The sequence below is a fragment of the Buttiauxella sp. BIGb0552 genome, assembly GCF_004366275.1.
In the GTDB taxonomy this organism is placed as follows: Bacteria; Pseudomonadota; Gammaproteobacteria; order Enterobacterales; family Enterobacteriaceae; genus Buttiauxella; species Buttiauxella gaviniae.
In genome coordinates, this window is sequence record NZ_SODY01000006.1 from 234,717 (window position 1) to 259,774 (window position 25,058).

The window sequence follows — 25,058 nt, forward strand, 5'->3', positions numbered from 1 at the left end:
TTTATGGGTGCTAGAGGAAATTATGAATTCGACAATCTGGATGGCATTAGCACTGGTTTTAGTGCTCGAAGGACTCGGACCGATGCTTTATCCGCGTATGTGGCGTCGTATGATAGCCGCTTTAATCCAATTACCCGATAACACGCTGCGTCGTTTTGGCGGCGGACTAGTGGTTGCAGGTGTCGTTGTCTACTACATGTTGAGTCGAAGCGGCGGTTAAGTCACGTTGAGGTGGCTGATTACCATTTTGTATACTAAAAGGGCTGATCATCGGGGAAACCGATGGTAGAATCCTTTTTTAAGCAAACGGTGATTTTGAAAAATGGGTAACAACGTCGTCGTACTGGGCACCCAATGGGGTGACGAAGGTAAAGGAAAGATCGTAGATCTTCTGACTGAACGGGCTAAATATGTTGTGCGCTACCAGGGCGGTCACAACGCAGGCCATACTCTCGTAATCAACGGTGAAAAAACCGTTCTTCATCTTATTCCATCAGGTATTCTGCGTGATAACGTTACCAGCATCATCGGTAATGGCGTTGTGCTGTCTCCTGCTGCACTGATGAAAGAGATGAAAGAACTGGAAGACCGTGGGATTCCGGTACGTGAGCGCCTGCTGTTATCTGAAGCATGTCCACTGATCCTTGATTATCACGTTGCGCTGGATGTGGCTCGTGAGAAAGCTCGTGGTGCGAAAGCTATCGGTACTACCGGTCGTGGTATCGGTCCTGCATATGAAGACAAAGTGGCCCGTCGTGGCCTGCGCGTTGGCGACTTGTTCGACAAAGCCACCTTTGCAGACAAACTGAAAGAAGTTCTGGAATACCATAACTTCCAGCTGGTTAACTTCTATAAAGTTGAAGCGGTTGATTACCAGAAAGTTCTGGACGATGTCATGGCAGTTGCTGACATTCTGACCAGCATGGTAGTTGACGTGTCCGATCTGCTGGATCAGGCACGTAAGCGCGGCGACTTCATCATGTTCGAAGGTGCTCAAGGCACACTGCTGGACATCGATCACGGTACCTATCCGTACGTGACCTCTTCCAACACCACCGCGGGTGGCGTGGCAACAGGTTCCGGCATTGGTCCACGTTATGTTGATTACGTTCTGGGTATTATCAAAGCGTACTCTACTCGCGTTGGCGCAGGTCCGTTCCCAACTGAACTGTTTGATGATATCGGCGAGTTCCTGTGCAAACAAGGTAACGAGTTCGGTGCGACCACTGGTCGTCGTCGTCGTACAGGTTGGTTGGATATCGTTGCTGTGCGTCGTGCAGTGCAGATTAACTCCCTGTCAGGTTTCTGCCTGACCAAGCTGGACGTTCTGGACGGCTTGAAAGAAGTTAAACTGTGCGTAGGCTACCGTCTGCCAGATGGCCGTGAAGTGACTACCACTCCAATGGCTGCTGACGATTGGGAAGGAATCGAGCCAATCTACGAAACCATGCCAGGCTGGTCCGAAACGACCTTCGGTGTGAAAGAGCGTAGTGGTTTGCCGCAAGCAGCGCTGGACTACATCAAGCGCATTGAAGAATTGACTGAAGTACCAGTAGACATTATTTCTACCGGTCCAGACCGTTCTGAAACCATGATTCTGCGCGATCCGTTCGACGCATAATGATGTGATGGGGTGTGCTTAGCGCACCCCAACTGTTTTATCCTGCCGTTTTATCTACCTTCCCCTATTAAATAAATTAGCTGGCAACCTTATGGCTGGTTTATCATCAATCTATACCCGTCATACTTCACGTTGCAGCGGCGTTGGCTGCACTCACTCACCCCAGCCACTTACTTAAGTAAGCTCCCGGGGATTCTTGAGCTGGCCGCCTGGCTGCAACCCGAATTATTTAGGGTATAGTATTTACAGCTATTAAGCGTTTCCCCTCCCACCCTAGAGGTTGATGTGCAGTTAACGAGTTTTACTGATTACGGTTTACGTGCTTTGATTTATATGGCGTCTTTGCCGGAAGGCAAAATGACGAGCATTTCTGAGGTAACAGAAGTGTACGGAGTATCACGTAACCACATGGTGAAAATCATCAATCAACTCAGTCGCGCGGGCTATGTGACGGCAGTGCGCGGCAAAAACGGTGGTATTCGCCTCGGCAAACCTGCGCAAACAATTCGTGTGGGTGATGTGGTGCGCGAGCTGGAACCGCTATCTTTGGTGAACTGTAGCAGTGAGTTTTGTCATATTACCCCCGCATGTCGCCTCAAACAGGCACTGGCTCAGGCGGTGCAAAGCTTTCTAACAGAGCTGGATAAGCACACGCTGGCCGATTTGGTGGACCAAAACCAACCGCTCTACAAATTATTGCTGGTGGAATAAATCACGATTTCCTCAGCAAATGACAACGGAGGAACCGCAATGTCAAAAGATCCTTTTCAGGAACGAGAAGCCGAAAAATACGAAAACCCGATCCCAAGCCGGGAGTTTATTCTCGCTCATCTGTCCAAACGTGAAAAACCAGCCAATCGTGACGAACTGGCTGAAGAACTGAATATTACCGGTGAAGAACAACTTGAAGCGCTGCGTCGCCGTCTGCGAGCCATGGAACGCGATGGACAGTTGGTCTTTACCCGTCGCCAGTGCTATGCCCTTCCAGAACGTCTTGATTTGCTAAAAGGCAAAGTCATTGGTCACCGCGATGGCTTCGGTTTCCTACGTGTAGAAGGCCGTAAAGACGATCTCTACCTTTCATCTGAACAGATGAAAATGTGTATGCATGGCGACATCGTGTTGGCACAGCCGCTGGGTGCAGACCGTAAAGGCCGTCGCGAAGCGCGTATTGTGCGTGTGCTGGAGCCAAGAACCGGGCAAATTGTTGGCCGCTACTTTACCGATGCAGGTATCAGTTTCGTGGTGCCAGACGACAGCCGTCTGAGTTTCGATATCCTTATCCCGCCAGAAGGCGTGATGGGCGCGCGTATGGGTTTTGTGGTGGTGGTTGAGCTCACCCAGCGTCCAACTCGCCGCACCAAAGCGGTAGGTAAAATTGTTGAGCTTCTTGGTGACAACATGGGCACCGGCATGGCCGTTGATATGGCGCTGCGCACCCATGAAATCCCTTATATCTGGCCACCAGAAGTTGAAGCCCAGGTTGCTTCCCTGAAGGAGCAAGTGCCAGAAGAGGCCAAAGTGGGCCGCGTAGATTTGCGTGACCTGCCACTCATGACCATTGATGGTGAGGATGCGCGTGACTTCGACGACGCCGTATTCTGTGAGAAAAAACGTGGCGGCGGCTGGCGTTTGTGGGTTGCGATTGCTGACGTAAGTTATTACGTTCGCCCGCCAACCGCGCTGGATAAAGAAGCGCGTAACCGTGGTACCTCAGTTTACTTCCCGTCGCAGGTTATCCCGATGCTGCCGGAAGTGCTGTCTAACGGCCTGTGCTCGCTCAATCCACAGGTTGACCGTCTGTGTATGGTCTGCGAAATGACTATCTCTGCAACGGGTCGTCTGACAGGTTCTAAATTCTACGAAGCGGTAATGAGCTCCCATGCGCGTCTGACCTACACCAAGGTGTGGCACATGTTGCAGGGCGATCAGGAACTGCGTGAGCAGTATGCGCCGCTGGTTAAGCACATCGAAGAGCTGCACAACCTGTATAAAGTGCTGGATGTTTCCCGCGCTGAGCGTGGTGGCATCTCGTTCGAAAGTGAAGAAGCGAAGTTTATCTTCAACGCTGAACGCCGCATCGAGCGCGTTGAGCAAACTGTGCGTAACGATGCACACAAGCTAATCGAAGAGTGCATGATCCTCGCGAACATTGCAGCCGCTCGCTTTGTTGAAAAACATAACGAACCGTCACTGTTCCGCGATCACGATCGTCCAACCAACGAAGCGATCACTTCATTCCGCTCGGTGTTGGCTGAACTGGGCCTGGAATTGCCTGGCGGGCAGAAACCTGAACCGCGTGATTACGCAGAATTGCTGAACTCGATTGCCGATCGTCCGGATCATGAAATGCTGCAAACTATGCTGCTGCGTTCGATGAAACAGGCGGTTTACGATCCAGAAAACCGTGGGCACTTTGGCCTTGCGCTGCAATCTTATGCGCACTTTACTTCGCCGATTCGACGCTATCCGGACTTGTTGTTACACCGTGCAATCAAGTATCTGCTGGCGAAAGAGCAGGGCCATAAGGGCAACAGCACCGAGTCTGGCGGCTGGCACTATGACATGGAAGAGATGCTGCAACTTGGCCAGCATTGTTCTATGGCTGAACGCCGTGCCGATGAAGCTACACGCGACGTTGCCGACTGGCTGAAATGCGACTTTATGCAGGATCAGGTCGGTAATACCTTTACTGGCATCATCGCAAGCGTCACCGGTTTTGGCTTCTTTGTACGCCTGACCGATCTGTTTATCGACGGCCTGGTGCACGTTTCTACTCTTGATAACGACTACTATCGCTTTGACCAGGTTGGGCAACGCCTGATTGGTGAATCCGGTGGTCAGACTTATCGCCTGGGTGACCGTGTAGAAGTGCGTGTTGAAGCCGTCCACATGGATGAGCGCAAGATTGATTTTGCTTTGCTCTCTAGTACTCGCGTACCTCGCGGTGCGGGTAAAACTGAGAAAGACAAAGCGAAAAGAGGCGCTAACGGCAACGGACCGAAACGTCGTCAAGCTGGCAAACGCGTAAACTTCGAGTCAGACAGTGCTTTCCGTAAAGAGAAAGGTCCTGCGAAGCCGAAGAAAGCGAAAGCTGACAAAAAAATCGAGAAAACCGCCGAACCGAAGGTGAAGAAACCAAAAACGCCATCGGATAAAACTCGTAAGATAGCGGCAGCCACGAAAGCTAAGCGGGCAGCGAAAAAGCAGCCGAGCTAGCCTTGAAAGGGTGGATGGTTCTTCGTTTATCCACCCTGACACTGCTTTTCGTAGGTCGGATTAGCGTAAGCGACATCCGACATCTACGAGCAAATTAACACTGGTGCATCAGCACCTGAAATGAGTAACAGTAATGAGTGAAATGATTTACGGCATTCACGCCGTCCAGGCGCTACTTGATAACGCCCCCCAGCGTTTTCGGGAAGTCTTTATTCTTAAAGGCCGTGAAGACAAACGTCTGATGCCTTTAATTCATGCGCTGGAAGCCCAGGGGGTGCCGGTTCAAATGGCAAACCGCCAATGGCTGGATGAAAAATCTGAAGGCGCTGTGCACCAGGGCATTATTGCTCGTGTGAAGCCAGGCCGTCAGTATCAGGAAAATGATCTTCCGGATCTGCTTGCGAGCATCGACCAGCCGTTCTTGCTGATTCTCGATGGCGTTACCGATCCGCACAACCTCGGTGCCTGCCTGCGTAGCGCAGATGCTGCTGGCGTGCATGCGGTTATCGTACCGAAAGACCGCTCTGCGCAACTGAACGCGACTGCTAAGAAAGTGGCCTGTGGTGCTGCTGAGCACGTTCCGCTTATCAGTGTGACCAACCTCGCACGCACCATGCGTGTGTTGCAGGAAGCGAACGTGTGGATTGTTGGTACTGCGGGTGAAGCAGACCACACCTTGTTCCAGAGCAAAATGACCGGCCCAATGGCGCTGGTGATGGGCGCTGAAGGTGAAGGTATGCGTCGTCTGACGCGTGAGCATTGCGATGAGCTGATTAGCATCCCAATGGCCGGGACCGTTTCTTCATTGAACGTTTCCGTCGCGACCGGTATTTGCCTGTTCGAAGCGGTTCGTCAACGCAGTTAATCTTCAACGGGGTGCAGTCGCACCCCGCTTTGTGATCCCTCTCCATGCATAAGTGCTGTCACCGTCCATACTAATGGCATTGCCATTAATGGGAGGGAACACGATGCGCTGGCAAACTCATACCGTTTTTAACCAACCAATACCCCTCAACAACAGTAACCTTTTTCTTTCTGATATCTCGTTAACCGAGGCTGTAGCTCGTGAAGGTGCGGGTTGGGATGCAGAACTTCTGGCAAGTATTGGCCAGCAACTGGGTTCGGCTGAATCACTCGAACTCGGCCGCCTGGCGAATGCCAATCCTCCAGAATTACTGCGTTATGACTCCAGCGGTGAGCGGCTCGATGATGTGCGCTTTTATCCGGCCTGGCATTTACTGATGCAAGGGCTGTGTGCCAATCGGGTTCATAACTTGCCGTGGCAGGAAGATGCGCGCCAGGGCTCGTTTGTCGCCCGTGCTGCTCGCTTCGTTCAGCATGCACAAGTTGAAGCAGGCACGCTCTGCCCGATAACCATGACGTTTGGTGCGATTCCTTTACTGCAAAAACATCTGCCCAAAGAGTTTCATTCATGGCTGAAACCCATGCTCAGCGATCGCTACGATGCACATCTTGCGCCTGGGGCGCAAAAACGTGGCCTGCTGATTGGTATGGGGATGACCGAGAAACAAGGCGGTTCGGATGTGCTTAGCAACACCACACGCGCTGAACCTATCGACAAACGCGGCTCCAGCGAAATGTATCGTATCGTCGGTCACAAGTGGTTTTTCTCGGTGCCACAAAGCGATGCACATTTGATACTGGCGCAAGCGAAAGGTGGGCTTTCATGTTTCTTCCTGCCGCGATTTTTACCCGACGGGCAACGTAATCATGTTCGGTTTGAGCGCCTTAAAGAGAAACTCGGCAACCGTTCTAATGCCAGCAGTGAAGTGGAGTTCTGTGATGCGACAGCCTGGCTTATCGGTGAAGAAGGTGAGGGGATTCGCTCGATTCTTAAAATGGGCGGCTACACGCGCTTTGACTGCGTGCTTGGCAGCCATGGTTTGATGCGCCGTGCGCTTTCCGTCGCGTTGTATCACGCCCATCAACGGCAGGCATTCGGCAAAACCCTTATCGACCTGCCGATTATGCGCCAGGTACTTGGGCGTATGGCTTTGCAACTTGAAGGGCAAACGACGTTTCTGTTTCGTCTGGCCCGCGCCTGGGAATCACCCGGTAATCCGCATGAACTGGCTTATAGTCGCCTGTTTACCCCAGCCGCCAAGTTTAGTGTCTGCAAATCAGGAATACCGTTTGTGGCTGAAGCGATGGAAGTGCTTGGGGGCATCGGTTATTGCGAAGACAGCGAGTTGCCGCGTATTTACCGTGAAATGCCGGTGAACAGTATCTGGGAAGGGGCGGGCAATATTATGAGCCTCGATGTACTACGAGTTCTGGCAAAACAACCTGGTGCGATGGAGATGTTGCATGCTGAGTTTGACGAAGTGAAAGGGCAAAACCGGCATTTCGATCGTAGCTGGCGGCAGTTGCAACAGCGACTTCATAAGCCACAAGAGGAATGGGGCAGGGAAGTTACTCGAATGCTGGCTCTTCTGGCGACAGGTACCCAGGTTTTACAGCATCTCTCTCCACCGTTAGGTGAAGCCTGGTGCCGTATGATGCTGGACTCGCGGGGGGAAAGTGTTTTACCGAATCAAGTGCTTATTGATGTACTGCTCAGAGCGACAGGTCGCACAGGATAGAACAAAAAAGCCAGCGCCATAAGGGTGGATATAAATGGCCGCTGGCTTATTTATGCATAAATAATGGCTTGTACACGCCAACCTTCAGCAAGCTGGTTTTCCTGCATTTTAACGATTCGATAATATGATGCTCCATGTTCGTCAGCCTTCAGGGCAATGACTTTCTCCACATCTTGCACGCTACCGGCAATACCATTTACTGAAATCATGCCGATTTCATTCAAACCCGTCACACAATCTGCGGCAACATCTTCTGCCGACTGTGCCGACGTTGTGATTAGCCCCACGGACAGCAGTAATGAGGTTAAGGCAAGCGATCGTTTCATAATTAACTCCTTTAATACTTACCCTAAATCAGCAGGGCATTCCTTCGCGTGGGTGAACTTCAGACCTGTCCGTTGGCTGAGGTTCATTGTGCATAACAAACGATCAATTGACGCAAAGCTATGTAAATATGCATAAATTAAACACGGCGCTAAATTACTTACGGTACAAAATCGCCTGGGCATACCACTGGCCAGGTACTACCGTCTCATCGTTTAGCACGATGACGTAATAATCCGCTTTGGCTGCAACAGCTTTCTCTTCTAGCGCTCGTTCTGCGTCCATCGGAGAGCCGTGCTCAAGTGCTGTCACCGTCCCTATTTTGGTCAAACCCTGCGTTTGGTAACGCTGGATTTCTTGAGGGGTTCCGGTTGCAGGCGGCGCTGGTTGTGGTGTCCCTTGTAACACGCTACAAGCACTGAGCGTGGTCGCAAGTAACACAGCTGATAGCAATCGCATGATCGTTTCTCGTCTCTTAATAGCCATAGTGTAGCCCCGGTTTTTTTCTGAGAAGAGGGAATGTTCCCATTTTGTTAGCTTCCCCGCGCTTTTTAATCACTTTCGAATGAAAATCGCTAAGCAGATCTCATAGTGAACAATAATCACAATCCATCAATGACTTGCCATGCACAGGGCGCTGACATACAAAGGATATATCACTCCGATACAGGGCTAATATCATGATTGAAATATATACCGAACAGCTTGCGGGTATTGAAGTTCTCCACGCTGTGCCCTCTGGGAAAAAAGAGTGCAAACTCCCGGTGGTATTTTTCTATCATGGGTTTACTTCATCTAAACTGGTTTACAGTTACTTTGCGGTCGCTCTTGCTCAGGCTGCAATGCGTGTGATTATGCCCGATGCCGATCAACACGGTGCGCGATTTAATGGTGATGACAGCGCGCGGTTGTATCAATTCTGGTCGATTCTTAAACACAACATTGATGAGTTTTCGCCGCTTTATCAGGCTTTATCCGAACGCTATCCCGTAGATGAGCGACGAGTTGCTGTGGGTGGTGCTTCAATGGGAGGCATGACGGCTCTTGGAATTATGGCGCGTAACCCGCAAGTTCGCTGCGTGGCATGCCTGATGGGATCGGGATATTTTATGTCGCTTGGGCAAACGCTATTCGCGCCACGAGCGGAAGAGGCTGAATCACTCAACGCACTCGCCGAATATGACATCAGCCATCAGCTGGAAAGCATCGGTAATCGGCCACTTTTACTGTGGCACGGCGAGGAAGATGATGTTGTCCCGGCGGCTGAGACATGGCGTTTGCAGCAAGTCCTCATCGATAAAGGGTTGGATAAACAGATGATCTGTTTACGGGAAGCGGGCGTAAAACACCGTATTACTCCTACGGCGCTTGAAGCGACAAGCCGATTTTTTAGCGAACATCTGTAATTGGATAGATAAAAAAGCCCCCGCAAGCGGGGGCAAGTCAAACGTTGGCTTTCTATGTCGTTGTGGTATTCCTGGTGTTAACGCCTTACTTCATTACCTCATTGCATTCTGCTACCGGTAGATGTCAGCGCTTACGCGCATATTGCCGTTACTACCGGGCTCTCTCATCAAAATAGTGTGGTAGTACTTTGCATTGTGCTGATCTGCATCCTCATGGATAGCAACTTCAGCTTCCTGTTCTGTCGCGAAGTTGTGGTTGATATAAATAACCCCAAGGCTCATCACATCGTCCATATTTTGTGCCTGACGGCCATCAATCTTGATCGCGGCAGTCGCATTTGAGCTAAGCAAAAGCGCCGCTACAAAGGCTAGAACTGTGATTTTCATAATCCGCTCCACTACAACTTAATGTGTCAGCTGTGGTCGTCGCTCCTGTTAATAAATAGTGGCGGCCTATGACAATAAGTGTAAACCCTCAAGGTTGAATAAAAAGCGACCATTTCTGATGGTGTTGGTCAAAAATTTTAAGCTATCCAGGTCAAAGTGATACTTTTCACTGAGTTAGCGTATTGTTTGAATTTAGCCTTCATGCAAAAGAATTAATTTCCATATAACCTTGAGTTTGTTGGGCTCCGCTTGTATGATTACGCGTCAATTTTTCAGCCGCCTTTATAACCACGTTCCTTGCTTCCATGGGCCGCGGCTGACCCTGACAGGAGGCTGAATAATCCGTAAGGAGCAATTCGATGCGTCATTACGAAATCGTTTTTATGGTCCATCCTGACCAGAGCGAACAGGTTCCGGGTATGATCGAACGTTACACTACTGCAATCACTGCAGCAGAAGGTACGATCCACCGTCTGGAAGACTGGGGCCGCCGTCAACTGGCTTACCCGATCAACAAACTGCACAAAGCACACTACGTTCTGCTGAACGTTGAAGCTCCGCAGGAAGTGATCGATGAGCTGGAAACTAACTTCCGCTTCAACGACGCCGTTATCCGTAGCATGGTTATGCGTACTAAGCACGCTGTAACCGAAGCTTCACCAATGGTTAAAGCTAAAGACGAACGTCGTGATCGTCGCGATGACTTCGCTAGCGAAACTGCTGATGATGCGGATGCTGGGGATTCTGAAGAGTAATTTCCAATGACGGTCAACCGCCTGGTGTTATCTGGCACAGTGTGCAAGACGCCCCTTCGCAAGGTTAGCCCGTCAGGAATTCCTCATTGCCAGTTCGTGCTTGAGCACCGTTCTGTGCAAAAGGAAGCCGGTTTAGATCGGCAGGCGTGGTGTCGTATGCCAGTTATTATTAGCGGGCACGCACACTCAGCCATTACTCAAAGTATAACGGTCGGCACGGTACTCACAGTTCAAGGTTTCATTAGTTGCCATCAGGCAAAAAATGGTCTGAACAAAGTGGTATTGCATGCCGAGCAGATTGATTTGATAGATTCTGGAGACTAGCCTAATGGCACGTTATTTCCGTCGTCGCAAGTTCTGCCGTTTCACCGCGGAAGGCGTTGTAGAGATTGATTATAAAGATATCGCTACACTGAAAAACTACATCACTGAAAGTGGTAAAATTGTCCCGAGCCGTATTACCGGTACTCGTGCAAAATACCAGCGTCAGTTGGCTCGCTGCATCAAGCGCGCTCGTTACCTTTCTTTGTTGCCATATACTGATCGTCATCAGTAATCGGCCACTGTCCATTAATGACTTTGAGAGGATAAGGTAATGCAAGTTATTCTGCTTGATAAAGTAGCAAACCTGGGTAGCCTGGGTGATCAGGTTAACGTTAAAGCGGGTTATGCTCGTAACTTCTTGGTACCACAGGGCAAAGCTGTTCCTGCTACCAAGAAAAACGTTGAATTCTTCGAAGCACGCCGTGCAGAACTGGAAGCTAAATTAGCTGACGTTCTGGCTGCTGCTGAAGCTCGCGCTGCGAAGATCAACGCACTCGAAACTGTTACTATCGCGTCTAAAGCTGGCGACGAAGGTAAACTGTTCGGTTCCATCGGTACCCGTGACATCGCTGACGCTGTAACTGCAGCTGGCGTTGAAGTGGCTAAGAGTGAAGTTCGTTTACCGAACGGCGTTCTGCGTACCGCTGGTGAGCACGAAGTGGACTTCCAGGTTCACAGCGAAGTATTCGCTAAACTGATTGTAAACGTTGTTGCTGAAGCGTAATTTACGCTGAAGTTTATACGTTAAGACGCCGGCCTCGTGCCGGCGTTTTGCATTTCTGAAGTCGCAAAAAATCAGCGAGCACGCACAAAGCTGCCATTCGGCTGGCGTGTAAATAGCACCTGCTGATCGTTACCAATATCAATCGTCAGCCCCGTCACCACACCATTCGCATTCTGGCGAATCTGCACCATCTGCCCGGTTTGCAAAGTACTCAGCGGTTTGTTGCTGCCTTCTACCTGCGCCATCGAATAAACATCAGCGGGCGGTAAATTATGATCGCGGAACAGCTGCGCCATAGTTTGCCCGGACTCAACGCGGTAAGAGCGCCATTGCTGGTCAATATCGTTATTCTCATGCGGCACAGGAGCTTGCGTTTCTGCCTGTGGTTGTTCTTCAACACGTGACGGTTCGACGGGAGCAGAGTTCTCAGGCGGGTTGACTAAGTGGGCTCGAATTGGGGATTGCGACTCAATGGAAAGTTGCGCATCGCGCGTAACTGGCTGAGTAGGGGAATCAGGTGTAGGCCACAGAAAACCGAGTACAACCACGATCGCCGCAATAATAATGCCACGGCGGTGCATCACCGGCAGTGGATCCATCAACCGGAAATTATCGGGTGCATGCCAAATCCGCGCAAGCCAGGGTTTAACAGCGAATCGCATCGGCAACACTCCTCATTTCCACACAACGTGCTCTGTACATTTACCCACTCCATTATAGAACGCTAACTGTTTGATGCGCTGAATAATCCCGCGTAACGTGATTCTCAACCGCAATTTCACGCTCACTTAAACCATTGTTCCTGTTTCGTCTGCATTTGTCACCTTTGCCGCTTTTGCATTTTACCCGTCAGGTTGACGCTGCTATGCTGCGGGCTTGCTTTTAAATACCATTAAAGGAAATCCCATGACGACCCCTTCTTTTGACAGCGTCGAAGCGCAAGCAAGTTACGGTATTGGTTTACAGGTAGGTCAACAACTGAGTGAATCTGGTCTGCAAGGCCTGCTGCCAGAAGCACTGGTAGCTGGTCTGCGTGATGCGCTGGAAGGGAATGCCCCGGCAGTTCCGGTTGATGTAGTGCATCGCGCACTGCGTGAAGTTCACGAGCGTGCCGACGCCGTTCGCCAGGAACGCCAGAAAGAACTGGCTGTTGAAGGCGTAAAATTCCTCGAAGAAAACCTTAAGAAAGACGGCGTGAACAGCACCGAAACGGGTCTGCAATTCCGCGTTCTGACTCAAGGTACTGGCCCAATCCCAGCGCGTAAAGATCACGTTCGCGTGCATTACACCGGCAAACTGGTTGATGGCACCGTGTTCGACAGCTCCGTGCAACGTGGCGAACCAGCTGAATTCCCAGTCAGCGGCGTTATCGCAGGCTGGATTGAAGCTCTGACTCTGATGCCAGTTGGCTCAAAGTGGGAACTGACTATTCCTCATAACCTGGCTTACGGTGAGCGTGGCGCTGGTGCGTCAATACCTCCGTACAGCACTCTGGTTTTTGAAGTTGAACTGCTGGAAATTCTGTAAGCGTTCAAACGACCCCGCTTCGGCGGGGTTTTTATTTGGTGGTTAACAAAATTAGCGTGATTTTATCTGGTAAACGCTACCGTCCTGAGTGTTTTTGTGATGTCGCTCACTTTATAGGCGTGATTTTGCACTCAAAACAAACATTAAATTAACAAATAATTTCTTTCTTAGTATTCATCCTGCCAATTCTTCCCTACTATCTTTGAGTTCCCCGGAACAACAACATCACATCCTCACTATTTTAATTTTTATAAAGGCCGGTAGAGCCTGAACACAACAGACAGGTACAGGAAAAATACAACATGGTAGATCAGATAAAGGTTTCTGACGTTGCTGAAGAGCCGTCAGAACAGTCTCTGCGGCGTAATTTAACCAATCGCCATATTCAGCTTATTGCCATCGGTGGCGCTATCGGAACCGGCCTGTTTATGGGATCCGGTAAAACGATTAGCCTCGCGGGCCCATCCATCATCTTCGTATATATGATTATCGGCTTTATGCTGTTCTTCGTGATGCGAGCGATGGGTGAACTGCTGCTTTCAAACCTCGAATACAAGTCATTTAGCGATTTCGCAGCGGACTTACTCGGCCCGTGGGCAGGGTATTTTACCGGCTGGACTTATTGGTTTTGCTGGGTGGTCACCGGCATGGCGGACGTCGTCGCGATAACCGCCTACGCGCAGTTCTGGTTCCCTGGTTTATCGGACTGGGTAGCGTCGCTCGCCGTGATTGTCTTGCTGCTGAGCCTGAACCTCGCCACGGTGAAAATGTTCGGCGAAATGGAGTTCTGGTTTGCGATGATTAAAATTGTCGCCATCATTGCGCTGATCGTTATCGGCCTGGTGATGATTTTGACCCACTTCCATTCCCCGTCTGGTGTAGAGGCTTCCATCAACAACTTGTGGAATGACGGCGGTTGGTTCCCGAAAGGCATCAGCGGTTTTTTCGCCGGCTTCCAGATAGCGGTATTTGCCTTTGTGGGTATTGAGCTGGTGGGAACGACGGCTGCTGAAACCAAAGACCCGGAAAAATCGCTGCCACGCGCCATCAACTCGATTCCGATCCGCATCATTATGTTCTACGTGTTCGCGTTGATCGTCATTATGTCCGTCACGCCATGGCGCTCTGTGGTGGCGGATAAAAGCCCGTTCGTTGAATTGTTCGTGCTGGTGGGCTTGCCTGCGGCTGCGAGTATCATCAACTTTGTGGTGCTGACTTCTGCGGCCTCTTCCGCCAACAGCGGAGTGTTCTCAACCAGCCGGATGCTGTTTGGCCTGGCACAAGATGGAATGGCACCGAAGGCGTTCGCCAAACTCTCTAAGCGCGCTGTACCGGCGAAGGGTTTGACCTTCTCCTGTATCTGCCTGCTGGGCGGCGTGGTGATGCTTTACGTGAACCCCAACGTGATTGCAGCGTTCACCATGATCACTACTGTGTCGGCGATTCTGTTTATGTTCGTCTGGACTATTATTCTGTGTTCGTACCTGGTGTATCGCAAACAGCGTCCGCATCTGCATGAAAAATCCATCTACAAAATGCCGCTCGGCAAGTTCATGTGCTGGATGTGTATGGCGTTCTTCGTGTTTGTGATTGTGTTGCTGACGCTGGAAACCGATACCCGCCAGGCGCTGATCGTGACGCCATTGTGGTTTGTGTTGTTGGGTGTGTGCTGGATGTTTATCGGCAAGAAACGCATCGCGGAAATACGTAAGTAATCATAATCCCCCTCGCCACTGGTGAGGGGGATTAACCTTTATTCCCCAGCCAAAGCCCGCGGGAATAGCACGTTATTCTCAAGACTAATGTGATTCATCAAATCGTCAATCAACTCATTAATCCCGTTATACATCGCCTTCCAGGTCGTGCAGGCTTCCGGCGGCGGCGTCACGTTATTGGTGGTGTGCTTGATAACCTCCAGCAATTCACCCGCGTCATCATGCTCGCTTTCCATCACGCTAATCGGACCGTTCGCCTGTGCGCCCATGCCTTGTTTGATCATCGGGAACAGGATCTGTTCTTCTTTCATCATATGGCTGCTCAGTTCCTGATGCAGCATGGTGAGATATTTCGCCAACCCCTTCGGCACATCAGGTTTATCGGCATGCACGCGCTCAACTTTGGTGGCCTGAAGAATCAGCTCAGGCAACTGTTCGCGGTGGCGGTCATGGTAGCGCACAAGAATATGGTCGATGATTTCGGCAAGCGATGCCTCGCGCCACTCTTTCTCAATGGGTTCTTCAGCAAGAGCAGCAAGCTCGGCTTCGATCGCATCGAGATCCAACTCTTTGCGCGTTGCAGCACGCTCAAGCGTCTGCTTACCACCGCAGCAGAAATCGAGATCCAATTTACGGAACAGCGCAGAAGCGCGCGGAATGGTTAAAGCCAGTTCACCTAAAGGTTGGTCGCGGAAGGCCATGAGCAAATACCTCGTTGTCGATAATATAAGATGCATATTAAATGCATCTTTAAGTCAGCGCTATGACTATTTCGAGGTAAGATGTTACTTATCAGCGGCGACTACCACCTCAGCGAGCGTGTTTTTCTGCGGTTTGGTCAACACGGCCATCACCACGCCAATCACCAGGCAAACAATCCCCAGCAATGTCAGCAGAGGCGGCCAGCTATGGCGCAGCATAAAGGTGTAGGCCAGACCAGCCAGCGTTTCAAAGACAATCAGCGGGCCGACGATAACCGTGGGTAAACGTTGGCTGGCAATGTTCCAGCACAACGCGCCGAGCCATGAACAAAACAGTGCAATGGCGAGCATCAGTGTCAAAAATACTTCCGGGCGTGGCCCAAAGGGCAGGGCAAAGTTGCTCTCGGTGTGTGACATCCACAGGCAAACGGCAAGATAACCCAGCAGTGAAAATGGCAGGATCGCGAGCCCTTGCGCTGTCGCCCACATCAGCGGATTTTTGTCTGGATTTTCACGTAGCCAGCGGGCATTTCGCAGTGCATACCAAGCCCAGCAGGCAACCGAGATAAACGCCAGGCTGATGCCGCTAATATATCGCCACCAGCTAAAATCGAGCTGCCCGGTGCGTAATTCTGCAGTATTCACCATCACCAGACCCAGAGCGATAATGACCAACGCTGGGGCGAGTCTGTGCCACGGGAGTTTGCCGTCGCGTTTGCTATAAAGCAGATTGGCGAATACCGGGATCACAACGGGAAGCGTGCCGATAATCATGGTTGAAATCGGCGCACCGGTGCGTTGAATCGCACTGGCGAGGCAAACGTAATAAATGAGATTGCCGACGGTGGAAAGTTTTAGCGCGGTGAACCAGTCCTCACGGCACAATTGGCGCAGCCGTTGACGGCCAAGCCAGGACAGAGGGAGCGCAATTAGCCCTAGCGCCAGGTAGCGCCCGGTCGATTGCATGGCCGCAGGGTAATCAGGAACAATCAACGGGCCGACGAAAATCAGCCCCCACATCAACCCTGCCAGCAGGGCGTACAACACACCAGTTAACATCTTCATCTTCCATTTATTGCTTTGGATTGAGTGTAGGCATGGCGCAGGGGAAAATATTGTATCAGCTTGCGGTTTTACTATTTTAAGGCAGGGCGACCTGTTTCTGGTAGCGCACGGGCGTGATGCCATAACGTTGTGAAAAGGCGCGTGTTAGGTGCGCCTGATCGGTTAAGCCACTGGCTGCGGCAACTTGAGCAGCCGGCATACCATTCGTCAGTAATCGCTTAGCGTGCCAAAGACGGATCGCCATTAGCATCTGATGGGGGGTGACGTGGAAGTGCGCTTTGAACATGCGTTGAAAGTGATAAGGGCTAAGCGAAACCACCGCGGCGAGATCGTCGAGGGTTACCGGGTGCATATAATTATCGTGCAGATAATCGCGAATTTGCTCGAAGCGGTGCGCCGATTCTTTCGGCCCGGATGGTAAGTGACGAGCGTATGGCTGGAAATTTTCGATGAGATTGAGCAACAGCCCTTGCTGCGCCAGTGAGTCATCTTCGCGCCATAGCCCATTGATCAGTTGTGAAATGCGCCCTGCACGCAGCGGGTCGTGTTTGACCACATCATTAAACGACCAGTTGCGTGAGCCGGTAACCGACTCAAGAATTTCCGGTTCGAGGTAAATCATGCGGTACTGCCAGCCGTCTTCGGTTGCTGCTTCGCCAGTATGCAGTTCATCAGGGTTCATCAACACTAACGAATCTGTGACGGCGACATGCTGAACACCACGATAACGAAAGCGCTCAGCGCCCCAGGTGACCGTGCCGATACCAAAGGCTTCGTGAGTGTGCGGTTCAAAGGCGTAACGCGAAATATGGGCGTGATAAAGCTCAACGCCGGGCAGTTGCGGTAAATGCCGGAATTGAGCGTTGTCTTTTTCATCAGTGAATTGTTCAGGTACGCCTTGCACGTCAATCTCCTTCATACTTCAAGTTGCAGATGCGTTGGCTACGTTTGCTCGCCCGAATCACTTACTACAGTAAGCTCATCGGGACTCACTCTCTTGCCGCCTTCCTGCAACTCGAATTATTAAGGATATAGGATCTTCAGCTTTAACGGAAAGTTAACATTTACAGCGCGGCGCGCATGCTCTCTGCAAGCGGAGTGGTTGGGCGGCCAATCAGGGCGCTTAGCTGGTGGCTGTCATCAAACAAACCACCTTTGGATGCGCCAACGTCAGAGTTTGCCAGCATTGCAGCTAACCCTTCTGGCAGGCCAGCTCCCAGCAGCGCTGCTTTAAAATCAGCTTCTGGCAGGTTCTGATACACCACGGTTTTACCACTTTGCTTCGTTAGCTCTGCGGTCAATTCAGCCAGGGTCCAGCCGTGGTCGCCCGCTAATTCGTAAACTTTGCCCGCCTGGTTATCCAGTGTCATGACTTTCGCAGCGGCAGCGGCGTAATCAGCACGTGCAGCCGTCGCGATTTTTCCTTCGCCGGTGCTGCCAATAAACACACCGTGTTGCAGAGCGGGCGGTACGCTAGCCAGATAGTTTTCGGTGTACCAGCCGTTGCGCAGCAGCACAAATGGAATGCCGGATTGTTTTAGCATTTCTTCGGTGGCGATATGTTCATCTGCCAGGCCCAGTGGCGAGGAATCAGCATGCAACAGGCTGGTGTAGGCAATCAGCTTCACGCCCGCTTCTTTAGCCGCATCAATCACATTGCGATGCTGAACCGCGCGCTGGCCCACTTCGCTTGAAGAGATAAGCAGCAGTTTTTCCACGCCATTCAGTGCTTGCACCAAAGCCGCTTTATCTTCATAGCTGGCAGCACGAACCTGAACGCCACGGTCAGCAAATGATTTAATTTTTGCCGGGTTACGCACGATGGCAACCAGTTGGTCAGCCGCAACGGTATTCAGTAATTCTTCAACAACGAGTTGGCCAAGTTGGCCGGAAACTCCGGTAATCGCGATCATGGTAAATCTCCTGTGGGTGTTCTGGTTAAGTTGTGCCACACTATCACCAGCACTAACTTAAAGTAAGTACGCACAAAAAGGTAAGTATGAAATGAGTGAGATTGAAACCCGCCCGCAGTCATTAACCGAGCAAATGCGCGATGGCAATTTATTTGCCGAGCAGTGCCCGTCACGAGATGTGTTAAAGCACGTCACCAGCCGCTGGGGCGTGTTGATTCTGGTGGCCTTGCAGGATGGGACTCATCGTTTCAGCGACCTGCGCCGCAAGATGAGTGGTGTGAGTGAAAAGATGCTCGCGCAAACGCTGCAATGGCTTGAGGCCGACGGTTTTGTAAATCGTAAATCGTATCCGGTTGTGCCGCCGCATGTGGAATACAGCCTGACGCCACTGGGTTGTGAAGTGGCCGTGAAAGTGGCTGAACTTGCCGATTGGATCGAAGGGAATTTGCCAAGAGTGTTAGCGTCCCGTTCGGAACGCTAACACTAAGCGGGTGGATGTCGCTTACGCTTATCCACCCTACGTTTACTTACTTAAATCCAGCTGATAAATCGCAAACCCAATCTCGTCATTACCCACATTCTTCATCGGATACTGGCCTTTCTCTTTGATAAAGGCCGCCGCTTTGTCGCCCGGTGACGTTTCAAAGCGAATATCTAATTTCTGACTGCTGTGAATCGGCGCCAGGCGCCAGTTGTTATCAGCGGCCGGGTGGATCTCTTTGCTTGCGGTAATCCAGTTCGCCAGCACCGAGCGGTTTTCGTCTGGCGATGCAAACGCAATATGGCTGTCGCCAGTTCCGGCAAACTTGCCGCCGTAGGCACGGTAGTTATTGGTTGCGACCAGGAACGTCGCGTTCGGGTCGATTGGCTTGCCCTTGAACGTCAGCCCTTTGATACGCTCGGCTTTCGGGTTAACCATCTGGCATTCGCCGTCGTAACGTGCCGGTTGTGACACATCAATCTGGTAATCCACGCCGTCGATAACATCAAAGTTATAGGTGCGGAAACCGTCCCAGTTGATCAGCGACTGGGGTTTCGTGCTGTTCACATCAATCTGGTTAAACTGCCCGGCGGAACATTCCAGCCATTCCTTGACCTCTTTGCCCGTAGCTTTCACCACCACCAGTGTGTTCGGGTAGAGATACAAATCTGCGGCATTACGGAAGGTAAGCTGGCCTTTTTCCACTTCGACAAAACTGGCCGGATCATTCTTACGCCCGCCAACTTTAAACGGTGCTGCTGCGGAAAGTACCGGCAGATTCGCGAGGTCCGGGTCGCCCTGAATGTATTTTTCAACATAGGCGAGCTGCGCGTTATTCACCACCTGCACGGTTGGATCGTCCTGAACCAACGCCAGGTAGCTGTACATATTGTCGGAAGATTTACCGATTGGCTTGCTGACGAACTCGCGAGTGGCATCGTGATCATGCTTCATCACTTCCACCAGTTTGGCATCTTCAGGCACCAGCGCTTTCTTCGCTACGCTGTCGTAAATCGGACGTGCTTCAGCTTTGCTACTGGTGACTTTCCATGCGCCGCTATCGTTGTTGAGCACTAAATCGACCACACCCAAATGGTCGCCCCACATACCAGGCATCACCGCCGGAATCCCGTTCAGCGTGCCTTTCTCAAGATCGACACCTTTGATATTGGCGAAGTCTTTGCCTGGGAAGACTGCGTGAGCGTGGCCAAACAAAATGGCATCCACGCCTGGAACTTCGCTGAGGTAGTAAACCGAGTTTTCCGCCATCGCATGATAAGGGTCACTGGACAGGCCGGAGTGGGCGATAACGACCACTAAATCTGCCCCAAGCTTGCGCATCTCAGGCACGTACTGGCGAGCGGTTTCGGTGATATCTTTCACCGTCACTTTGCCTTCCAGATTGGTTTTATCCCACGTCATAATTTGTGGCGGCACAAAACCGATATAGCCGATGCGTAACGTCTGCTCTTTACCGTCTTTATCTTTCACTACCGTTTCTTTGATGACGTAAGGCGTGAACAGCGGCTTATTAGTTTTGGCATCAATAATGTTGGCATTCACATAGGGGAATTTCGCCCCCGATAGCGCCATATGTAGGTAATCAAGGCCATAGTTAAATTCGTGGTTGCCGAGGTTACCCACCGCATAATCCAGCGTATTCAGCGCCTTATAAACCGGGTGGATGTCGCCTTTTTTCAGACCCTTCGCCGCCATGTAGTCGCCCAGCGGGCTGCCCTGAATCAGGTCTCCGTTGTCGACCAGCACGCTGTTTACCGTTTCGCCACGTGCGGCATTGATTAAACTTGCCGTACGTACCAGTCCAAATTTTTCCGTTGGAGTATCTTTGTAGTAATCGAAATCCATCATATTGCTGTGGAGATCGCTGGTTTCCAGGATACGGAGGTCAACGGTTGCCGCATGAGCACTGGTAGCAACCAGCATGGCGAGCATCGTTGCGCTAAACTTGATCATGATTAAAGGTCCTTTTTAGAGATAGGCCGCAAAAGGCTATGTATATAAACGTTGTTGCTTACAATTGTGTGAAGTGTGCCAGAAAAAGGGCGAAGTAAACCGGAATGGGTTCACAGATAGCGCAACCAGGCGTGATGAGATATAAGTAAAACAACAGGTTAATCGCACGACACAACATGAGGTGGAGAATGTTAGATAAAATTTGCCAACTGGCTCGGGAGGCTGGAGTTGCCATCATGCAGGTTTATGATGGGCAAAAGCCGCTGGAGGCGACCCACAAATCCGATGACTCACCCGTAACAGCAGCAGACATCGCGGCTCACACCATCATACTGCAAGGGCTACAAACATTGACGCCGGAGATTCCGGTACTCTCAGAAGAAGATCCGCAGACCTGGGAAACCCGTCAGAGCTGGGATCGTTACTGGCTGGTGGACCCGCTGGATGGCACCAAAGAGTTCCTCAAACGTAACGGGGAATTCACGGTCAACATCGCGCTTATCGAAAAAGGCAAAGCGGTGCTGGGCGTAGTGTATGCGCCAGTGCTGAACGTGATGTACAGCGCAGCAGAAGGCAAAGCCTGGAAAGAAGAAAATGGCGTACGTAACCAGATCCACGTACGTGATGCCCGTCCGCCGCTGGTGGTAATAAGCCGCTCGCATGGCGATGATGAGCTGAAAGAGTACCTGCACCAACTGGGCGAGCACCAGACCACATCTATTGGCTCATCGCTTAAGTTTTGCCTGGTGGCAGAAGGGCAGGCGCAGCTTTATCCGCGTTTTGGACCAACTAACATTTGGGACACCGCAGCAGGCCATGCCGTGGCGGCCGCGGCAGGAGCACACGTTCATGACTGGCAGGGCAAGTCTCTCGACTACACCCCGCGCGAGTCATTCTTAAACCCAGGCTTCCGCGTTTCTATTTACTAAGCAACTATTTACTCAACAGTTCTCGCAGCAGGCTGATCACCTGCTGCACCTCTTCCTGCGTCAACGGCCCATCTTTGGCAAACTGCACGCGACCTTGTTTATCCAGCACCACAATTGCCGAACTGCCCGTCTCCAGCTGCCAGGATTTCTGCGCCACGCCATTACTATCGACGATAAATTGCGACCATGGGTATTGGGTTTTATTGCTCTCAAGGCTGCTGCGCACAAACATTCCGGTGCCCACAATCGCGTCATCGGTATTTACGATAGTGGTCGTCTGGTAGCGGTCATGTGGGAATTTTGCCGCTTTGATTGCCTCAATCAGCCCGGCATTTTTCTCTTTGGCGCTGGTACGGCCGGCAATATGCTGGAGCACTCGCACTTTTCCCACCAATTGCGCACTATTCCAGTTTTTGTAGCTAAACTTATCATTGTCGAGCATCAACTCACCTTTATCCGTAATACCGATAGGTGAGACACGCTGATTTTTCTCAAAAGTATGGGCCGATGCCGCAAGGGGTAACAACAGCAAGGTCAGCGCAAGGGTAGTACGTAGGGACATGATGACTCCTTATTATATGCAGGTGATCGGACCACTTATTATGACGTTTTAATCATATGTGCTGAATAGCTATCTGTCCCGCAACAACGATGCCAGTTTGCGGGCGACCGCACATATCCCTGGAATTTGAAGGCTTAGACTAAGTTTTGTTTACATTTGCAAAGAATATTCTGAGAAATTGTAATCAAACCGTAAATAAGATTGTGCAAACTAGGTGTCGGTTTGTATATGGACTATAGTTTCCAGGCACCAAATTTTTCGCCTCGTTTTGTCGGACCAAATGTGGAACCGCAGGGGTGTTAACACTGCAGGAGAAAAAAAGAATGAAAATTTTCCAACGGTACAACCCGCTTCAGGTGGCGAAGTACGTGAAAATCCTGTTCCGTGGACGGTTGTACATCAAGGACGTTGGCGCTTTTGAATTTGATAAGGGCAAGATTCTTATCCCAAAAGTGAAAGATAAGCAGCATCTATCTGTTATGTCTGAAGTAAACCGCCAGGTACTGCGAATGCAGGCTGACATGGCATAAATATCCGTCATACTTCAAGCCGCAGATGCGTTGGCTTGCCCCCTTACTCCAGTCACATAAAGGATTATGCTCCTGGAAATTCGTGGGCTTCGCCGCCTTTCTGCAACTCGAATTATTTAGGATATTAAATAGAAGTACCAAAAACGGCACCCGAGGGTGCCGTTAGTGTTTCTGAGTTTTGAGAATTACGCTGCGTTCTGATCGTCTGCATCAGGCAGTTTTGGCGTCAACGGTGTCGGCTTATTGTCGATACGCGTCACCAGCAACTGGTCGATGCGGTAGTTATCGATATCCACTACCTCGAACTTATACCCGGAGAACTTCACCGAATCGGTGCGTTTCGGGATTTTTCGCAGCATAAACATCATAAAGCCACCGATGGTTTCGTAGTTTCCGGACTGTGGGAACTCGTCGATATCCAGCACGCGCATGACATCGTCAATCGGCGTACCGCCTTCAACCAGCCACGAGTTCTCGTCACGCGCTACGATTTGCTCTTCCATACCCTGGCCGACCAGGTCACCCATCAGCGTGGTCATGACGTCGTTCAGCGTGATGATACCTACCACCAGCGCGTACTCGTTCATGATCACCGCAAAGTCTTCTCCGGCCGTTTTAAAGCTTTCCAGCGCTTCGGATAGCGTCAGCGTATCCGGCACAATCAGCGTATTACGCAGATGCACACCGCTGTTGAGCGCCATGCTCTGGTTGCCCAGCACACGGTTCAGCAACTCTTTGGAATCAACGTAGCCGACGATATGGTCGATATCACCATTACACACCAGGAATTTGGAGTGTGGGTGTTCGGCGATTTTGTTTTTCAGGCTTTGCTCATCTTCATGCAAATCAAACCAGATGACGTTTTCACGCGACGTCATGGAAGAAGGCACGGTGCGCGATTCAAGCTCAAATACGTTTTCAATCAGCTCATGTTCTTGCTTGCGCAACACGCCAGCCAACGCTCCGGCTTCGAACACGGCGTAAACATCATCAGAGGTGATGTCGTCATTACGCACCATCGGCAGTTTGAAAATGCGGAAAATGACGTTTGCCAGGCCGTTAAAGAACCACACCAGCGGGCGGAAGATAAACAGACAGAAGCGCATCGGGTTGATGATTCGCAATGCAACAGATTCAGGCGAAATCATACCGATGCGTTTCGGAGTGAGGTCTGCAAACAGAATGAACAAGCTGGTGACCAGGGTAAAGGAGGTGATAAAGCTCAGTTGGTCAGCCATTTCTGGCGAGAAGAAACGCTCCAGAAGTACTTTAAAGGCTGGGGAAAACGCCGCATCACCGACGATACCGCCGAGAATCGCCACCGCGTTCAGGCCAATCTGCACCACGGTAAAGAACATGCCAGGACTTTCCTGCATTTTCAGTACGCGTTGCGCGTTAAGGTTGCCATCATCAGCCAGCAACTTGAGTTTAATTTTGCGGGAAGCAGCCAGTGAGATCTCCGAAATCGAGAAGAATGCACTGACGGAAATAAGAAGAAGTATTAATAAAATACTGTTTAACATAGTTTATCCGGCTTTGAGCCAGAGCCTCGGAAGGGTAGTTGAAAATCTAAGGGTTAAAACGTTTTGACTGCCAGTCCGTGGAGGTTGGGCCAGCAATTTCAACGGGTAGTATAGCGTAAGGGTGTGTGAGGCTGCCAGAGGGCATAATTTGGGCTGCTAATCACTAATACCAGGAAAGATGCCGGGTCGCATCCTGCGCATGGCTGAGTATACGAATGACCGTAATACTGGTCCTGGCGTAGAGAAAGAAAATGACGTGCTGCTCAACTGGCAGCGAACAGATACCGTCACCTAATTCGGGTCGTAATGTGCCCAGGTTGTGCGCTGAAAGAACACTGAAAATATCTGAAAACCGCGTGATGTAATAATCAGCTTTTGCTTCTCCATAGCGTTCAAAGCTATATAACCAGATAGATTCAAGATCCTCTTGCGCTTTCGGTGTCAGTTCAACTGTTCTCATCCTTTGATTTCGCCTTTTCTTTCATCCGTTTTAGAAAAGTATCTTGTTCCCAGATTTGTGGGACTCCGCTGCTGATGCCTTCAGCCAGCAGGTCGCGTAACTGCTGTAATTTGGATTCTGCCTGTTTTTCCCTCAGCAGCCGTAAAGCATCTCGCAACACTTCACTTTGTGTTCGGTAATCTCCTGAATCGACTAATGAATCAATAAAGTCACGCAGTTCGTCACCGAGATCGACCGTTACTGTTCGAGCCATCAAAATTTCCCTATGTAAGACTTGTTCTTACAAATAGTATAAATTTTGCTGGGCCTTATTTC

General features: G+C 50.8%; 29 protein-coding genes. 16 read left to right on the plus strand and 13 right to left on the minus strand.

Annotated features, from left to right (window positions below; all coding sequences use genetic code 11):
• Positions 1-22 precede the first annotated feature (22 nt).
• The 6 genes from EDF88_RS18200 (at position 23) to EDF88_RS18225 (ending at position 7,443) form a co-directional block, all read left to right on the plus strand.
• Positions 23-220, plus strand: coding sequence for a DUF2065 domain-containing protein (locus EDF88_RS18200; protein ID WP_034461177.1), 198 nt, complete (start codon positions 23-25; stop codon positions 218-220).
• 102 nt (positions 221-322) lie between these two features.
• Positions 323-1,621 (plus strand): adenylosuccinate synthase, encoded by a 1,299-nt coding sequence (locus EDF88_RS18205; protein WP_034492792.1) that lies wholly within the window; start codon positions 323-325, stop codon positions 1,619-1,621.
• Between the two features lie 285 nt (positions 1,622-1,906).
• The gene (nsrR, locus tag EDF88_RS18210; protein WP_034461180.1) at positions 1,907-2,332 is read left to right on the plus strand and encodes a nitric oxide-sensing transcriptional repressor NsrR; all 426 of its coding nucleotides are present in this window, start codon (positions 1,907-1,909) and stop codon (positions 2,330-2,332) included.
• A 39-nt stretch (positions 2,333-2,371) separates the two neighbouring features.
• Positions 2,372-4,840, plus strand: a complete 2,469-nt coding sequence (gene rnr / locus EDF88_RS18215) for a ribonuclease R (protein ID WP_134186264.1) — start codon at positions 2,372-2,374, stop codon at positions 4,838-4,840.
• A gap of 133 nt (positions 4,841-4,973) precedes the next feature.
• Positions 4,974-5,705, plus strand: a complete 732-nt coding sequence (gene rlmB, locus EDF88_RS18220; protein ID WP_064515697.1) for a 23S rRNA (guanosine(2251)-2'-O)-methyltransferase RlmB — start codon at positions 4,974-4,976, stop codon at positions 5,703-5,705.
• A gap of 103 nt (positions 5,706-5,808) precedes the next feature.
• Positions 5,809-7,443: an isovaleryl-CoA dehydrogenase gene (locus EDF88_RS18225; RefSeq protein ID WP_064515699.1), complete on the plus strand. Its 1,635-nt coding sequence runs from the start codon at positions 5,809-5,811 to the stop codon at positions 7,441-7,443.
• A 50-nt stretch (positions 7,444-7,493) separates the two neighbouring features.
• Here EDF88_RS18225 and EDF88_RS18230 read toward each other — a convergent pair whose 3' ends face one another.
• Both EDF88_RS18230 and bsmA read right to left on the minus strand, forming a co-directional pair.
• Positions 7,494-7,769 (minus strand): DUF1471 domain-containing protein, encoded by a 276-nt coding sequence (locus EDF88_RS18230; RefSeq protein WP_034461185.1) that lies wholly within the window; start codon positions 7,767-7,769, stop codon positions 7,494-7,496.
• A 154-nt stretch (positions 7,770-7,923) separates the two neighbouring features.
• Positions 7,924-8,253 (minus strand): biofilm peroxide resistance protein BsmA, encoded by a 330-nt coding sequence (bsmA, locus tag EDF88_RS18235; RefSeq protein ID WP_064515702.1) that lies wholly within the window; start codon positions 8,251-8,253, stop codon positions 7,924-7,926.
• 194 nt (positions 8,254-8,447) lie between these two features.
• On the opposite strand from bsmA, the gene yjfP reads away from it, so the two are divergent.
• Positions 8,448-9,173, plus strand: a complete 726-nt coding sequence (gene yjfP, locus EDF88_RS18240) for an esterase (RefSeq protein ID WP_134186266.1) — start codon at positions 8,448-8,450, stop codon at positions 9,171-9,173.
• 111 nt (positions 9,174-9,284) lie between these two features.
• Here yjfP and yjfY read toward each other — a convergent pair whose 3' ends face one another.
• The gene (gene yjfY / locus EDF88_RS18245; RefSeq protein ID WP_134186268.1) at positions 9,285-9,560 is read right to left on the minus strand and encodes a DUF1471 family protein YjfY; all 276 of its coding nucleotides are present in this window, start codon (positions 9,558-9,560) and stop codon (positions 9,285-9,287) included.
• Positions 9,561-9,919: 359 nt separating this feature from the next.
• Between yjfY and rpsF the strand changes: the two genes are divergently transcribed.
• The 4 genes from rpsF to rplI are packed head-to-tail and all read left to right on the plus strand — an operon-like array spanning position 9,920 to position 11,363.
• Positions 9,920-10,315: a 30S ribosomal protein S6 gene (gene rpsF, locus EDF88_RS18250; protein ID WP_064515710.1), complete on the plus strand. Its 396-nt coding sequence runs from the start codon at positions 9,920-9,922 to the stop codon at positions 10,313-10,315.
• Between the two features lie 6 nt (positions 10,316-10,321).
• On the plus strand, positions 10,322-10,639 hold the full coding sequence (priB, locus tag EDF88_RS18255) for a primosomal replication protein N (RefSeq protein WP_134186270.1): 318 nt from the start codon (positions 10,322-10,324) through the stop codon (positions 10,637-10,639).
• A gap of 4 nt (positions 10,640-10,643) precedes the next feature.
• Positions 10,644-10,871 (plus strand): 30S ribosomal protein S18, encoded by a 228-nt coding sequence (rpsR, locus tag EDF88_RS18260; RefSeq protein ID WP_002210155.1) that lies wholly within the window; start codon positions 10,644-10,646, stop codon positions 10,869-10,871.
• A 39-nt stretch (positions 10,872-10,910) separates the two neighbouring features.
• Complete coding sequence (gene rplI, locus EDF88_RS18265; RefSeq protein ID WP_064515713.1) at positions 10,911-11,363, plus strand: 50S ribosomal protein L9; 453 nt, start codon at positions 10,911-10,913, stop codon at positions 11,361-11,363.
• Positions 11,364-11,434: 71 nt separating this feature from the next.
• On the opposite strand, the gene EDF88_RS18270 is transcribed toward rplI, so the two are convergent.
• Positions 11,435-12,031: a LysM-like peptidoglycan-binding domain-containing protein gene (locus EDF88_RS18270; RefSeq protein WP_064516001.1), complete on the minus strand. Its 597-nt coding sequence runs from the start codon at positions 12,029-12,031 to the stop codon at positions 11,435-11,437.
• A gap of 238 nt (positions 12,032-12,269) precedes the next feature.
• On the opposite strand from EDF88_RS18270, the gene fklB reads away from it, so the two are divergent.
• Both fklB and cycA read left to right on the plus strand, forming a co-directional pair.
• Positions 12,270-12,890: an FKBP-type peptidyl-prolyl cis-trans isomerase gene (gene fklB / locus EDF88_RS18275; RefSeq protein ID WP_064515716.1), complete on the plus strand. Its 621-nt coding sequence runs from the start codon at positions 12,270-12,272 to the stop codon at positions 12,888-12,890.
• A 302-nt stretch (positions 12,891-13,192) separates the two neighbouring features.
• Entirely contained in the window at positions 13,193-14,605 is a 1,413-nt protein-coding gene (cycA, locus tag EDF88_RS18280) for a D-serine/D-alanine/glycine transporter (RefSeq protein WP_134186272.1), read from the plus strand.
• Positions 14,606-14,643: 38 nt separating this feature from the next.
• Here cycA and ytfE read toward each other — a convergent pair whose 3' ends face one another.
• From ytfE to EDF88_RS18300, 4 genes are all read right to left on the minus strand, one after another.
• Positions 14,644-15,306, minus strand: coding sequence for an iron-sulfur cluster repair protein YtfE (gene ytfE, locus EDF88_RS18285; RefSeq protein ID WP_134186274.1), 663 nt, complete (start codon positions 15,304-15,306; stop codon positions 14,644-14,646).
• Positions 15,307-15,390: 84 nt separating this feature from the next.
• A complete protein-coding gene (locus EDF88_RS18290; protein WP_134186433.1) occupies positions 15,391-16,365 on the minus strand; it encodes a DMT family transporter in 975 nt (324 codons plus the stop codon).
• Between the two features lie 82 nt (positions 16,366-16,447).
• Positions 16,448-17,275, minus strand: a complete 828-nt coding sequence (locus tag EDF88_RS18295) for an AraC family transcriptional regulator (RefSeq protein ID WP_134186276.1) — start codon at positions 17,273-17,275, stop codon at positions 16,448-16,450.
• A gap of 160 nt (positions 17,276-17,435) precedes the next feature.
• Positions 17,436-18,284 (minus strand): SDR family oxidoreductase, encoded by an 849-nt coding sequence (locus tag EDF88_RS18300; protein ID WP_134186278.1) that lies wholly within the window; start codon positions 18,282-18,284, stop codon positions 17,436-17,438.
• A 91-nt stretch (positions 18,285-18,375) separates the two neighbouring features.
• Here EDF88_RS18300 and EDF88_RS18305 point away from each other — a divergent pair, with 91 nt between their 5' ends.
• Positions 18,376-18,765 (plus strand): helix-turn-helix domain-containing protein, encoded by a 390-nt coding sequence (locus tag EDF88_RS18305; protein WP_064515735.1) that lies wholly within the window; start codon positions 18,376-18,378, stop codon positions 18,763-18,765.
• A 42-nt stretch (positions 18,766-18,807) separates the two neighbouring features.
• Here EDF88_RS18305 and EDF88_RS18310 read toward each other — a convergent pair whose 3' ends face one another.
• The gene (locus EDF88_RS18310) at positions 18,808-20,739 is read right to left on the minus strand and encodes a bifunctional 2',3'-cyclic-nucleotide 2'-phosphodiesterase/3'-nucleotidase (RefSeq protein ID WP_134186280.1); all 1,932 of its coding nucleotides are present in this window, start codon (positions 20,737-20,739) and stop codon (positions 18,808-18,810) included.
• A gap of 188 nt (positions 20,740-20,927) precedes the next feature.
• Between EDF88_RS18310 and cysQ the strand changes: the two genes are divergently transcribed.
• Positions 20,928-21,668, plus strand: a complete 741-nt coding sequence (gene cysQ / locus EDF88_RS18315; RefSeq protein WP_064515740.1) for a 3'(2'),5'-bisphosphate nucleotidase CysQ — start codon at positions 20,928-20,930, stop codon at positions 21,666-21,668.
• Between the two features lie 4 nt (positions 21,669-21,672).
• On the opposite strand, the gene EDF88_RS18320 is transcribed toward cysQ, so the two are convergent.
• Complete coding sequence (locus EDF88_RS18320; protein ID WP_064515743.1) at positions 21,673-22,230, minus strand: YtfJ family protein; 558 nt, start codon at positions 22,228-22,230, stop codon at positions 21,673-21,675.
• 323 nt (positions 22,231-22,553) lie between these two features.
• On the opposite strand from EDF88_RS18320, the gene EDF88_RS18325 reads away from it, so the two are divergent.
• Entirely contained in the window at positions 22,554-22,760 is a 207-nt protein-coding gene (locus EDF88_RS18325) for a DUF1107 domain-containing protein (protein WP_064515746.1), read from the plus strand.
• A gap of 185 nt (positions 22,761-22,945) precedes the next feature.
• Here the strand turns inward: EDF88_RS18325 and EDF88_RS18330 are convergent, their stop codons facing one another.
• The 3 genes from EDF88_RS18330 to EDF88_RS18340 all read right to left on the minus strand — a co-directional run bounded on the left by EDF88_RS18330 (position 22,946) and on the right by EDF88_RS18340 (position 24,996).
• Positions 22,946-24,283 carry a hemolysin family protein gene (locus tag EDF88_RS18330; protein WP_064515749.1) on the minus strand — a complete coding sequence of 446 codons (1,338 nt, stop codon included), beginning with the start codon at positions 24,281-24,283 and terminating at the stop codon, positions 22,946-22,948.
• 163 nt (positions 24,284-24,446) lie between these two features.
• Positions 24,447-24,743 carry a type II toxin-antitoxin system RelE/ParE family toxin gene (locus tag EDF88_RS18335; RefSeq protein WP_064515751.1) on the minus strand — a complete coding sequence of 99 codons (297 nt, stop codon included), beginning with the start codon at positions 24,741-24,743 and terminating at the stop codon, positions 24,447-24,449.
• On the minus strand, positions 24,730-24,996 hold the full coding sequence (locus EDF88_RS18340; protein ID WP_064515754.1) for a type II toxin-antitoxin system ParD family antitoxin: 267 nt from the start codon (positions 24,994-24,996) through the stop codon (positions 24,730-24,732). Before EDF88_RS18340 ends, EDF88_RS18335 begins: the two co-directional genes overlap by 14 nt.
• Positions 24,997-25,058: the final 62 nt, after the last annotated feature.

Excerpts from the sequence above, each read along its gene's own strand:
- EDF88_RS18200 (WP_034461177.1), top strand. The coding sequence starts at position 23 with ATGAATTCGACAATCTGGATGGCATTAGCACTGGTTTTAGTGCTCGAA.
- EDF88_RS18205 (WP_034492792.1), top strand. The coding sequence starts at position 323 with ATGGGTAACAACGTCGTCGTACTGGGCACCCAATGGGGTGACGAAGGT.
- rnr (WP_134186264.1), top strand. The coding sequence starts at position 2,372 with ATGTCAAAAGATCCTTTTCAGGAACGAGAAGCCGAAAAATACGAAAAC.
- rlmB (WP_064515697.1), top strand. The coding sequence starts at position 4,974 with ATGAGTGAAATGATTTACGGCATTCACGCCGTCCAGGCGCTACTTGAT.
- EDF88_RS18225 (WP_064515699.1), top strand. The coding sequence starts at position 5,809 with ATGCGCTGGCAAACTCATACCGTTTTTAACCAACCAATACCCCTCAAC.
- EDF88_RS18230 (WP_034461185.1), bottom strand. The coding sequence starts at position 7,769 with ATGAAACGATCGCTTGCCTTAACCTCATTACTGCTGTCCGTGGGGCTA.
- bsmA (WP_064515702.1), bottom strand. The coding sequence starts at position 8,253 with ATGGCTATTAAGAGACGAGAAACGATCATGCGATTGCTATCAGCTGTG.
- yjfP (WP_134186266.1), top strand. The coding sequence starts at position 8,448 with ATGATTGAAATATATACCGAACAGCTTGCGGGTATTGAAGTTCTCCAC.
- yjfY (WP_134186268.1), bottom strand. The coding sequence starts at position 9,560 with ATGAAAATCACAGTTCTAGCCTTTGTAGCGGCGCTTTTGCTTAGCTCA.
- rpsF (WP_064515710.1), top strand. The coding sequence starts at position 9,920 with ATGCGTCATTACGAAATCGTTTTTATGGTCCATCCTGACCAGAGCGAA.
- priB (WP_134186270.1), top strand. The coding sequence starts at position 10,322 with ATGACGGTCAACCGCCTGGTGTTATCTGGCACAGTGTGCAAGACGCCC.
- rpsR (WP_002210155.1), top strand. The coding sequence starts at position 10,644 with ATGGCACGTTATTTCCGTCGTCGCAAGTTCTGCCGTTTCACCGCGGAA.
- rplI (WP_064515713.1), top strand. The coding sequence starts at position 10,911 with ATGCAAGTTATTCTGCTTGATAAAGTAGCAAACCTGGGTAGCCTGGGT.
- fklB (WP_064515716.1), top strand. The coding sequence starts at position 12,270 with ATGACGACCCCTTCTTTTGACAGCGTCGAAGCGCAAGCAAGTTACGGT.
- cycA (WP_134186272.1), top strand. The coding sequence starts at position 13,193 with ATGGTAGATCAGATAAAGGTTTCTGACGTTGCTGAAGAGCCGTCAGAA.
- ytfE (WP_134186274.1), bottom strand. The coding sequence starts at position 15,306 with ATGGCCTTCCGCGACCAACCTTTAGGTGAACTGGCTTTAACCATTCCG.
- EDF88_RS18290 (WP_134186433.1), bottom strand. The coding sequence starts at position 16,365 with ATGTTAACTGGTGTGTTGTACGCCCTGCTGGCAGGGTTGATGTGGGGG.
- EDF88_RS18300 (WP_134186278.1), bottom strand. The coding sequence starts at position 18,284 with ATGATCGCGATTACCGGAGTTTCCGGCCAACTTGGCCAACTCGTTGTT.
- EDF88_RS18305 (WP_064515735.1), top strand. The coding sequence starts at position 18,376 with ATGAGTGAGATTGAAACCCGCCCGCAGTCATTAACCGAGCAAATGCGC.
- EDF88_RS18310 (WP_134186280.1), bottom strand. The coding sequence starts at position 20,739 with ATGATCAAGTTTAGCGCAACGATGCTCGCCATGCTGGTTGCTACCAGT.
- cysQ (WP_064515740.1), top strand. The coding sequence starts at position 20,928 with ATGTTAGATAAAATTTGCCAACTGGCTCGGGAGGCTGGAGTTGCCATC.
- EDF88_RS18320 (WP_064515743.1), bottom strand. The coding sequence starts at position 22,230 with ATGTCCCTACGTACTACCCTTGCGCTGACCTTGCTGTTGTTACCCCTT.
- EDF88_RS18325 (WP_064515746.1), top strand. The coding sequence starts at position 22,554 with ATGAAAATTTTCCAACGGTACAACCCGCTTCAGGTGGCGAAGTACGTG.
- EDF88_RS18330 (WP_064515749.1), bottom strand. The coding sequence starts at position 24,283 with ATGTTAAACAGTATTTTATTAATACTTCTTCTTATTTCCGTCAGTGCA.
- EDF88_RS18335 (WP_064515751.1), bottom strand. The coding sequence starts at position 24,743 with ATGAGAACAGTTGAACTGACACCGAAAGCGCAAGAGGATCTTGAATCT.
- EDF88_RS18340 (WP_064515754.1), bottom strand. The coding sequence starts at position 24,996 with ATGGCTCGAACAGTAACGGTCGATCTCGGTGACGAACTGCGTGACTTT.